The sequence below is a fragment of the Streptomyces sp. NH27 genome (assembly GCF_056859195.1).
This window is the reverse complement of record NZ_JACEGK010000254.1, coordinates 1-10,872: the sequence shown is the minus strand read 5'-3', so window position 1 is coordinate 10,872 and position 10,872 is coordinate 1. Positions and strand designations below refer to the sequence as shown.

The 10,872-nt window shown below is 70.0% G+C and carries 8 protein-coding genes and 1 pseudogene; 6 read left to right on the top strand and 3 right to left on the bottom strand.

Annotated elements, in window-relative coordinates:
- The 4 genes from AC13HU_RS20955 to AC13HU_RS20940 all read left to right on the top strand — a co-directional run.
- A partial coding sequence (locus AC13HU_RS20955) for an LCP family protein (RefSeq protein WP_483043447.1) occupies nt 1-994 on the top strand: 994 nt, incomplete at its 5' end.
- Nucleotides 995-1,166: 172 nt separating this feature from the next.
- Nucleotides 1,167-2,330 (top strand): acyl-CoA dehydrogenase family protein, encoded by a 1,164-nt coding sequence (locus AC13HU_RS20950; RefSeq protein WP_483043446.1) that lies wholly within the window; start codon nt 1,167-1,169, stop codon nt 2,328-2,330.
- A gap of 764 nt (nt 2,331-3,094) precedes the next feature.
- A complete protein-coding gene (locus AC13HU_RS20945; RefSeq protein WP_483043445.1) occupies nt 3,095-3,742 on the top strand; it encodes an LAETG motif-containing sortase-dependent surface protein in 648 nt (215 codons plus the stop codon).
- A 145-nt stretch (nt 3,743-3,887) separates the two neighbouring features.
- Entirely contained in the window at nt 3,888-4,310 is a 423-nt protein-coding gene (locus tag AC13HU_RS20940) for a hypothetical protein (protein ID WP_483043444.1), read from the top strand.
- Nucleotides 4,311-4,380: 70 nt separating this feature from the next.
- Here AC13HU_RS20940 and AC13HU_RS20935 read toward each other — a convergent pair whose 3' ends face one another.
- Nucleotides 4,381-5,589, bottom strand: a complete 1,209-nt coding sequence (locus AC13HU_RS20935) for an LCP family protein (protein WP_483043443.1) — start codon at nt 5,587-5,589, stop codon at nt 4,381-4,383.
- 251 nt (nt 5,590-5,840) lie between these two features.
- On the opposite strand from AC13HU_RS20935, the gene AC13HU_RS20930 reads away from it, so the two are divergent.
- A complete protein-coding gene (locus AC13HU_RS20930; protein WP_483043448.1) occupies nt 5,841-6,308 on the top strand; it encodes an acyl-CoA thioesterase in 468 nt (155 codons plus the stop codon).
- A gap of 64 nt (nt 6,309-6,372) precedes the next feature.
- Here the strand turns inward: AC13HU_RS20930 and AC13HU_RS20925 are convergent, their stop codons facing one another.
- Nucleotides 6,373-7,962 (bottom strand): LCP family protein, encoded by a 1,590-nt coding sequence (locus AC13HU_RS20925; RefSeq protein WP_483043442.1) that lies wholly within the window; start codon nt 7,960-7,962, stop codon nt 6,373-6,375.
- Nucleotides 7,963-8,269: 307 nt separating this feature from the next.
- Between AC13HU_RS20925 and AC13HU_RS20920 the strand changes: the two are divergent.
- Nucleotides 8,270-9,277 (top strand): annotated as a pseudogene (locus AC13HU_RS20920) (glycosyltransferase family 2 protein); the annotation flags it as partial.
- A gap of 6 nt (nt 9,278-9,283) precedes the next feature.
- Here the strand turns inward: AC13HU_RS20920 and AC13HU_RS20915 are convergent.
- The coding region (locus AC13HU_RS20915; protein WP_483043441.1) for an LCP family protein at nt 9,284-10,872 on the bottom strand (1,589 nt) is incomplete at its 5' end.

Sequence of the window (10,872 nt, the reverse complement as noted above, 5' to 3'; positions counted from 1 at the left end):
GAGCCTGCTGTGCGCGGGCGTCCTGCTGATCGTCGGCACCGGCTACTGGGCGTACCACCACTACACCGGCCGGGTGCAGCGCATCCCCAACGCCTTCCCCACCGATGTGCCGAAGTCCGCGTTGCCGCAGCCGTCCAAGGGTGGCAGCCAGACCTTCCTGCTGGTCGGGCTGGACGCGCGGTCGGACCTGCCCACCACCGGCAAGGGCGCCAAGGCCCCCGAGTGGAAGTCCGGCGCCCAGCGCAGCGACACGATGATGCTGGTGCACATACCCGCGAACCACAAGAACGCCTACGTCGTCTCGCTGCCCCGCGACTCCTGGGTGAGCATCCCCGGCCACGGCAACGCCAAGCTGAACGCCGCCTTCTCCTGGGGCGGGCCACCGCTGCTGATCGACACGGTGCAGCGCATGACGAAGGTGAAGATCGACCACCTGATGGTGATCGACTGGAGCGGCTTCAAGAAGCTCACCGACGCGGTCGGCGGGGTGGACATCACCGTCGACAAGACCGTCTCGCGCCGCAACGGCCCCGGCGGGGTGTGGACCGCCGGCACCCACCACATGGACGGCGCCGAGGCACTGGACTACGTCCGCGAGCGCTACGGCCTGCCGCGCGGCGACCTCGACCGCACCCACCGCCAGCAGAACTTCCTGCGCGCCGTGCTCGCCAAGATGCTCTCCACCGGCACCTTCAGCAACCCGCTCAAGCTCAAGCGCACGCTCGACCAGGTCACCTCGGTGGTCAGCTTCGACGACAAGCTCTCCAACGGCGACCTGCGCAACCTGGTGTGGAACATGCACGGGGTGCGGTCGAAGGACATGTCGTTCATGAACACGCCCGTCGCGGGCTTCGACACCATCGACAAGCAGTCGGTGGTGCTGCTCGACGCCAACGCCTCCGCCGAGCTGTGGGAGGCGATGCGCAACGACTCCATGGCGAACTACATGGCGACCACCGACGGCGTCGACACGCTCGGCAAGAACGTGTCCTGATCCGTGTCCCGATCCGTGTCCTGGTCCGCGTTCCGATCCGCCCGGCCCGGGGTGTCGCCAACGTCACGCGAGGGCAAAGATCACATGCGCGGGCCCGTTGGCACCCGCCCTCCCGCGACCGTAGGGTTACGGGGGTTACTCAACGGTAGCGAACACTCGGGAGTGATACTTCATGGCCGCAGCCGCCGACTTCGACCTGTTCCGGACCTCGGAGGAGCACGAGATGCTCCGCGATGCCGTCCGGTCGCTCGCCGAGGCCAAGATCGCGCCGTTCGCCGCCGAGGTCGACGAGCAGGCCCGTTTCCCCCAGGAGGCGCGTGACGCGCTGGAGGCCAATGACCTGCACGCCATCCATGTCCCGGAGGCGTACGACGGCTCGGGGGCCGACGCGCTGTCCACGGTGATCGTGATCGAGGAGGTGGCCCGGGTCTGCGCGTCCTCCTCCCTCATCCCGGCGGTCAACAAGCTCGGCTCGATGCCGGTGCAACTGTCCGGCTCGGAGGAACTCAAAGCGAAGTACCTGGGCGCGCTGGCCCGCAAGGAGGGCATGTTCTCCTACGCGCTGTCGGAGCCGGAGGCGGGTTCGGACGCGGCGGGCATGAAGACCCGCGCGGTGCGCGACGGCGACTCGTACGTCCTCAACGGCGTCAAGCGCTGGATCACCAACGCGGGCGTCTCGGAGTTCTACACGGTGATGGCCGTGACCGACCCCGACAAGCGCTCGAAGGGCATCTCGGCGTTCGTGGTCGAAAAGGACGACGAGGGCGTCTCCTTCGGCGCCCCCGAGAAGAAACTCGGCATCAAGGGCTCCCCGACCCGCGAGGTCTACTTCGACAACGTCCGCATCCCCGAGGACCGGATGATCGGCGCGGAGGGCACCGGCTTCGCCACCGCGATGAAGACCCTGGACCACACCCGCGTCACCATCGCCGCCCAGGCACTCGGCATCGCCCAGGGCGCCCTGGACTACGCCAAGGGATACGTCCAGGAACGCAAGCAGTTCGGCAAGGCCATCGCCGAGTTCCAGGGCATCCAGTTCATGCTCGCCGACATGGCCATGAAACTGGAGGCCGCCCGCCAGATCACCTACGCCGCCGCCGCGAAGTCCGAACGCTCCGACCCGGACCTGACCTTCTTCGGCGCCGCCGCCAAGTGCTATGCCTCCGACGCCGCGATGGAGATCACCACCGACGCGGTCCAACTCCTCGGCGGTTACGGCTACACCCGCGACTACCCCGTCGAACGCATGATGCGCGACGCCAAGATCACCCAGATCTACGAAGGCACCAACCAGGTCCAACGGATCGTCATGGCCCGCCAGATCCTCAAGGGCTGAACCTGCAAGGGACTTGGGGGATCTCCTCGGAAGCGGGGATCGCTTCGGAAACGGGGATCGCCCCGATTGCGGTGAGCACTTCGGCCGCGGGCCAGGTCGTCGACGCCGGGCCCGCGGTGACTTCGGCGGGTGGCCTCAGCGGCTGAGTCGCCGCTGGAGCCCGGTGATTGCGGCGTGATGTCGAAAACGGCGTCGGGCACGGGCAGTTCGCGGTCGCGCCAGTGCGGGTACGCGGCGTAGGCGACGCCGTCCTCGGTCACGATGCCGGGCTCCTTCCCGACGCCTCGAAGCTCACCACCTCCAGCGCCTGGTCGAACAGCCCCTGGCCGAGCAGGTGGTAGCGCAGCCGGAGCGCGGCCGGCAGTTTGCGCAAGCAGCCCGTCGCCGCCCCAGGAGCGGACGATCTCCGCGGCCAGCGAGAGCACCTGCTCCTGCCGGGCGCTTGGCAGGCCGAGGATGCGCGGACGACCGCAGGTCGATGCCGAACTGGCGGTGCAGCAGGTGGTCCCGGCGCGGTTCGGCTACGTCTCAACTCTGTAATAAACGTGCACGAGGTCGCGACCGTTTGCGGGAATTTTGGGTGGTTGGAAAGGTTTAGTGGGCGGTTTGCGATCAATTGACAAGCTGCCGCGGACACTTGTAGAGCTGTGTGGGCCATCAGCGGAGACGGGGGGCGATTCGTCACTCGCTGGATGGCCATCCGCGCTTCTGCTCCGAATCTGTGAAGGGCAAACGTGTCCATATCCCGCCGCACCTCTCTTACGGTGCGTTCCGTAGGCGTTGCCTCCGCCGCAGCCGCTCTCGCGCTGGGCGTCGCAGGCACCGCGTCAGCTTGTAACATCGGCGACTTCTCGCTCACCGATTCCGTCACCTGCGACCAGCCGAGCGGCAACGGTGTCATCACCGTTCACGACACCGACGGCTCCCGCCCGGTGACGATCACGGTCAAGGACGACAGCGGCAAGCAGGTCGCCCAGCAGTCGTACACCGACCGCAGTGGTGACTTCACCATCTCGGTGCCGTGGGCCGCCGGTACGCACTACCAGGTGCTCGCGTCCGTCGCGAAGCACTTCGACAACCAGGCCGTGGGCAAGGGTGTCACCCTGCCGAGCACCGACTGCGGTGTCACCACCCCGCCCACCACCCCGCCGGCTTCGCCGTCGGCCCCGGAGACCAGTGCTCCGTCGACGACGCCCACCACCGAGGCGCCGTCCGCCAGCCCGACCGCCGCGCCGAGCACGTCCGCCGCTGCCGTGGCCGACACCAGCTCCCCGTCGCCGAGCGGCAACCTCGCCGAGACCGGTGGCGGCAGCAACACCGGGATGATCGCGGGCATCGCGGGCGCCCTGGTGGTCGTCGGCGGTGGCGCCGTCTTCGGTCTGCGCCGTCGCGCCGCTTCCGCGCGCCACTGACCCTCGGGCTCGTCACGGGTTCGTCTCAACGACGCTCCCCGCATGTCCCCGGCAGGTTCGAGGACGGTACGCTGCGACGCCGCCGCCGGTTCGCCGGTGGCGGCGTCGTCGCATGTCAGCACGTCGAAACGATGGGGGCACGTCCATGGCCATTCGCAAGTCCACCATGCAGGAGCAGGTGGCGCAGGCCATCGCGGAGATCAATCCGGGTGACCGGCCGATCGCCACGATCCACGTCCAGACCGGCCCGAGCCCGTACCTGATCGCGGCCCTCGGGGCCACGGCCACGCTGTTCGTGAAGTACTACTTCGTCACGGTCACCGAGCAGGCCGTGGTCTTCCACAAGGCGAGCCGGATGAGCGCCCGGCCCAAGGAACTGGTGGCGGCGATACCGCGGCAGGAGGCCGCCCGCCTCATAAGCGACGTCCACCGCAACACGATGTGGAGTTCGCTGAGGTTCCTGCTCCCCGGCCAGCAGAAGCCGACCCGGCTGAACGTCGCGCGCTACTGGCGCAACGAGTTCGACCAGTGGGTGCCGGCGGCGACCGGGATGCCGATCGCCCAGTGAACGGCAAGCGGCCCCGGCCCCCGCATCGCGGGTGCCGGGGCCACTGTGCGCGAAGCCGGATGGACGCCGGTCAGCCGGCGTCGACCTTCTGGTCCTGTTGCAACTCGCTGAAGAGCTTGTCCGCCTTCGTCTTGTCCCAGAGCACGGAGTCGCCGTCCCCGGTCGCGTAGTTGGCGTTGGCTATCGGCACCGTCAGCTGGTTGCCGTCGCCGCCGCTGACGCCCTTCATGGCGAAGAACATGTGCGCCAGGTCCAGCAGGCTCATGTTCTTGTCCACCACCAGGGTGTCCAGGCCGGAGCCGATCACCGGGTAGAGCTTGAACGGGTTGAGGATGGTGGACGGCGACGCCGCCTGGTGCGCCAGCGTGGCGAGGAACTGCTGCTGGTGCTTCATCCGGCCCAGGTCCTGGCTCGCCTCCTGGTGCCGCTCGCGGACGTAGGCGAGGGACTCCTTGCCGTTGACCTTCTGGCAGCCCTTCTTGAGGTCCGCGCCCGACGCCTTGTCCTTCAGCGGTGCGTCCAGACACAACTGCACCCCACCGAGAGCGTTGACCAGGTTCACGAAGCCGGAGAAGCCGATCTCCGCGTAGTGGTCGATGTGGATGCCCGTGTCGTGCTCGACGGTACGGGCCAGCAACTCGGGGCCGCCGTCCGCGTACGCCTTGTTGAGCTTGTGCGTGGAGGCCGGGTACTGCTTCTTGGTCTCCTTGCCGTAGAACGACGGGATCGTCACGTAGGAGTCGCGCGGCAGGCTCAGCATGGTGGTGCCGTTGCTGCCGGTGTGCAGGATCATCATCGAGTCGGTGCGCTGGCCGGTGTCGGAGCCGGTGTGCAACTCCTTCTCCTGGGCCTTGGACAGACCCTCGCGGCTGTCGGAGCCCACGATCAGGTAGTTGGTGCCCTTGCCCTTGGCGGGCGCGCCCGGCTCCTTGTTGATGGCGCTCAGGTCCACCTGGCGGCGCACCTTGGAGTCGGCCCAGAAGTACGTGGAGACCGACACCACGAGCAGCACCACGACCAGACCGAGTGCGGTGTAGCCGAGCTTCTTGCGGGTGCTCCAGCGCGGTCCGCGCGGCCCGCGCCCGCCCGGCCCGCCGGTGCTCGGCGGCCCGTAGCCGTCACCGGAGCCGGCGCCCGGCTGCGGGCCCGGCTGCGGTCGCCGAGCCTGCTGCGGCGGGACCCCGCCGTGGGCGGCGGCGGCACGGCGCGGCGACAGTTCTGGGGGCAGCGGAGGCTCGGCAACCCTGCGCCGCTCGGCGTCATCGCTCCAACCGTTCATGCCCGCCAGTGTGCCCGGACCCGGCGCGGGACCCGCAATCACCGGCGGTTCTGTAGCAGATCCGATGCATTCGGCCACCGACCGCAGCACGTCCGGGACAGCCGCATCAGGACCGCGACAGACTTCACGACCGACATACAGTTGATTTCGTGATCAACTCATCCCCCGTCCCGGAGCCGCTGCCCACCCCGCCGGTCCAAGTACTCCCGGGCAAGCCCACCGCCGCTTCCCGCATCACGCTCTCGCACATCATGAGCGCCCATGACACGAACCTGCTGGGCACCGTGCACGGCGGCGTGGTGATGAAGCTGGTGGACGACGCGGCGGGCGCCGTCGCGGGCCGCCACTCCGAGGGCCCGGCGGTGACCGGCGCGATGGACGAGATGGCCTTCCTCGAACCGGTCAGGGTCGGCGACCTGCTCCAGGTCAAGGCCCAGGTGAACTGGACCGGGAAGACCTCCATGGAGGTCGGGGTGCGGGTGGTCGCCGAGCGGTGGAACCAGGCCGGCCCCGGCGAGCAGGTCGCGAGCGCCTACCTGGTCTTCGTGGCCGTCGACGCCGAGGGAACGCCGCGGCGGGTGCCGCCGGTGCTCCCCGAGACCGACCGGGACCGGCGCCGCTGGCAGGAGGCCCAGATCCGCCGTACCCACCGGCTGGCCCGCCGTCGCGCGATCCTTGAGCTGCGCAGGGAGCGGGTCGCGGAGGGCCTGGACGGGTAGCCGGGCGGGCGGCGGCCGGGCAGGCGGCTCGGCAGCCGCAACCACGCTCAGCAGCCCACCACGCTCAGCAGCCCACCGCGTCGCCGGTCTGCGCGGTGCCTGCCGGCTGCGGCGCCGTGGCGGCCCGCGCGGTCACCGGCTGCACCTCGCGGCCTTTGAAGTCCATACCGAGGGTGACCTGCATCACCGGTCCCTGTCCCTTCGCCCGGACCAGTTGCGCGCCGGGCAGCGCGGCGGCCAGCGACTTCGCCGAGCGGTCCCACCGGGGGTCGTAGCGGATGGTGGTGTGCCGGGCGTGCCGGTCGGCGGTGGCCGGCAGCCCCGGGGTGGCGAAACCGGTCGCGTGCAGGGCCTTCTGCGCGGTGCCGGCCAGGCCGTTCACACCGGTGGCGTTCGCGACCTGGACGCTGATCCCGCTGGGGGCGACATCGACCTTGACCGCCTTGGGGGAGGGGGAGCCCGGCTTAGAGGCGGAAGAGCCGGAAGAGCCGGAAGAGCCGGAAGGCGCGGAAGACGCGGACGACCTCGACGAGCCCGATGCGGCGTGGTGTGCGGCCAGCGGCTGATCGGCCCGGATCGCCGCCCACAGCTTGCCGGCCTTGTCGGTGTCCCACTTCACCGTGGAACCGACCCGGGGCACGTTGTAGTTCAGGTTGCTCAGCGGCACCGACTCGAACTCCGAGGAGTCGGACGTGAAGCCCTTCATACTGCGGGCCAGCGAGATCAGGTCGGTCGGTTGTAGCCCCTCGTCGGCGCGGACCGAGCCCAGTACCGTGCTCGCCACCTTCTCCAGCTTCATCGGGTTCGTCAGGGTGCCGCTCGCGGTGATCTTGTGGATCACCTGGGCCACGAACTGCTGCTGGCGCCGCATCCGCCCGAGGTCGGAGTCGGCGTCGATGTGCCGGGAGCGTACGTACTGCAGCGCCTCTCCGCCGTTGAGCGTCGTGGTGCCGACCGGCAGGTCCAGCCCGCTGTAGGAGTCCTTCAGCGGGCGGGTGGTGCACACCGGGACGCCGCCGAGCACGTCCACGGTCTTCATGAAGCTGACGAAGTCGACCTCCAGGTAGTGGTCGATGCGCACGCCGGTCAGCTTCTCGACGGTGCTGACGGTGAGTTTGGGGCCGCCGTCGGCGTACGCCTCGTTGATCTTCGCCGGGTGGGTCGGGACGAGCGGCTGCCCGCCGGCAGAGGTGGCGGTGGCGGTGGCGGTCGCGGTCGCCTTGCCGCCGGGCTTCGCCGTACCGCGGCCGTGCGGCTCCGTCGCCCTGGCGTCCGGCGCGGCGCCCTGCCGCTTCGCCAGTACGGCCGCGGGGCCCACGTCCGGCAGTTGTACGTACGTGTCGCGGGGGATGCTCACCACGCTCGCGCGCTGCCGGTCCTGCGAGAGGTGCACCAGCATGATCGTGTCCGTGCAGTGGCAGGGCGCGCCGCCGAGGTGGTACTGCTTCTTCTCCGCCGGGTTCAGGCCGTCCCGGCCGTCGGTGCCGACGAGCAGGAAGTTGGTGCCCTTGCTGTCTCCCGGGCGGTCCTGCATGCCGCCGAAGGCGTCCACCCGGTTGATCGCGCCGTTCAGCCCGGCCACCATCGCGTGGCCGACCCCGCTGGCGGTGATCACCAGCAGCGCCACCCCGCCCGCGATCCGGGTGCTGAGCACGGAACGTCCCGGACCGGCGGCCGCGGGCGCGGTCGCCGGTCGCCCGCAGGCCGCCGTCCCGCCGCGCCGCGAGCCGGGGCCGGAGCCGGCCCCGCGGCCGGGGGGCGAACGGCGGAGGGCGACGGGCGGCTTCGGGTGGGCGGCACGGGCGACCTCCGAACAGAGCGGTGCAGCCGTCGCAATGCGGGCAGCACGACGTACTACGCCATAGCGGCTGCGTACAGACCCGTTCAGGCTAGGGACAAATAGGACTGTCAGTCCTCACCCCACGCGCTGGTGTCCCCCGTTAGCGGTAACGTTTGCCGGGATGAACGCCGCCACCCATTCCGCGCTTCCGGCCGTCTCCGTGATCATGCCGGTGCTGAACGAAGAGCGCCATCTGCGCAATTCCGTCCGGCACATCCTGGAACAGGACTATCCGGGCGAACTCGAAGTCGTCATCGCGCTCGGCCCGTCCGCGGACCGTACCGACGTGATCGCCGCAGAGCTGGTCGCCGAGGACCCCCGGGTCCACACGGTGCCCAACCCCACCGGTCGCACGCCCGCCGCGCTCAACGCGGCCATCAAGGCGTCCCGGCACCCGGTCGTGGTCCGCGTCGACGGGCACGGCATGCTCTCGCCGAACTACATCGCCACCGCCGTCCGCCTGCTGGACGAGACCGGCGCGGCGAACGTCGGCGGCATCATGCACGCCGAGGGCGAGAACGACTGGGAGCGTGCGGTGGCCGCCGCCATGACGTCGAAGATCGGCGTCGGCAACGCGGCCTTCCACACCGGGGGGAGCGCTGCCCCCGCCGACACCGTCTACCTCGGCGTCTTCCGCCGCGAGGTGCTGGAGCGGCAGGGCGGCTACAACGTGGAGTTCATCCGCGCCCAGGACTGGGAGCTGAACTACCGCATCCGCGAGGCCGGGCACCTCATCTGGTTCTCGCCCGAACTGCGGGTCTCCTACCGGCCCCGGCCCAGCGTGCGCACCCTCGCCAAGCAGTACAAGGACTACGGCCGCTGGCGCCGCGTGGTGACCCGCTACCACCGCGGCTCGGTGAACCTGCGCTACCTCGCCGCCCCGGCCGCCCTGCTGGCCAACGCGGTCGGCATCGTGGTCGGCGCCGCCCTCAGCCCGTGGGCGCTGATCATCCCGGCCGCGTACGTCGTCGGTATCACCGCCGGCTCGCTGCCGGCCGGGCGCGGCCTGCCCGTGGGCGCCCGGCTGCGCGTCCCGCTCGCGCTGGCCACCATGCACATGTGCTGGGGCTACGGCTTCCTCACCAGCCCGCGCTCGCTGGCTCGCCGTACACGCCGGTCGGAACGGCCGGACCGGTCAGAACTGGTAGGTCGGCAGGATGTCCATGCAGCCCGTCGTGTCGGCGCCGTTGGTCACGTCGGCGTCGCTCGGCACGGAACCCGCCTTCGGCAGGGTCTTGCTGTAGTTGGTGCCGCTCTTCCAGTCCGCGCCGATCGTCAGGGTGATCGTCTGCACGTCGGAGGACGCCTTGACGTTGTTCGACGGGATCTTCAGCGCCTTCGCCACGGACAGCGCGTCGGACTTGCTCTGCGCGCCGCCGCTGGACGGGTAGTTCAGCACGGTGCTCTGCCGGGGTGTCGAGCTCTGGCTCGCCTTGGCCTTGGTGAAGCCGGCGGTGCCGAGCGTCTGGGCGATCGAACCGGCGCGGCCCGGGGTCGGCGCGCCGTCCGCGCTGCCCGCGGTGCCGTTGACCACGGTGACCGGGATGTCCGCCGCGGCCTCGGCCGTCGGGCCCGAGGTCGCCGGCGTGCTCGGCTTGGTCGACGAGGTGCTGGTCTTCGCCTTGCCGTTGGCGTCCATGGCCACGTCGTTGCGCAGCAGCGACCAGACCGTGGCGGCGCTCGGCGCCGGCAGGTAGTGCGCGTTGGGGTCCTCGGGGTCCGCGATCCGCGGCATGGTCGCCATCGTGATCCGCTTCGGCGGGATCGTCTTGAGCTGCATGCCGAGGTCGTAGAGCTTCTTCGGGGTGCCGATCTCGGAGGAGACCTCGAACGCGGACATCGCGGTGGTGGCGATCTTGTTGAGCTTCGCCGGGTCGGTGAAGAGGTCCTGGCCGCGCAGTTTGCGGATCAGCGAACTCATGTACATGTGCTGGGCCTGCGAGCGGCCCGCGTCGCTGCCGAAGGCATGCCGGGTGCGCAGCCACTGGAGCGCCTGGTTGCCCTTGACGGTGTGGGGGCCCTTGGTCAGGTGCAGGTGCGAGCCGCCGGGCTGGGCGGCGGTCGGGTGGTCGTCGACATTCTGCTTGACGCAGACGTCGACGCCGCCGACCACGTCGGCCATCTTCACCACACCGGCGAAGTCGATGGTCAGCCAGTGGTCGATGTAGACGCCGGTGAGGTTCTGCACGGTGGCCAGCGTGCAGCCCGCGCCGCCCCGGTCGAGCGACTCGTTGATGATGGCGTTCTTCTTCGGGTACACCCTGTGCGTCTTGGGATCGGTGCACTCGGGGATGTCCACCCGGGTGTCGCGCGGGATGCTGACCACCGACATGTTGCTGCGGTCGGCCGACAGGTGCGCGATCATGATCACGTCGGCCCGGGCGCCGCTCGCGTCGGCGGCGCCGCCGAGTTTCGCGTCCTCGGGATCGGAGCGGGTGTCCGAGCCGAGGATCATGATGTTCATCGGGGTCTGACCCGCCGAGTTCGCCTTGGCCTTGGCGACGTTGGTCTTGCCGCTGCTGCGCTCGCCCTTGCGAATCTTGCTGGCGAGGTACTCGTAGTATCCGTAGGCCGCGCCCGCGGAACCGAGGACGGCCACCGCGACCGCGATGGCCACCCAGCGGATGACCTTGCGCTTGCGGCTCTTGGGTTTGCGCCGCCCGCCGCGCCGGTGGCCGCCGCCCTGACCGGCCGGTCCGGTGTCGTCGCCGGAGCTCCCCGAAC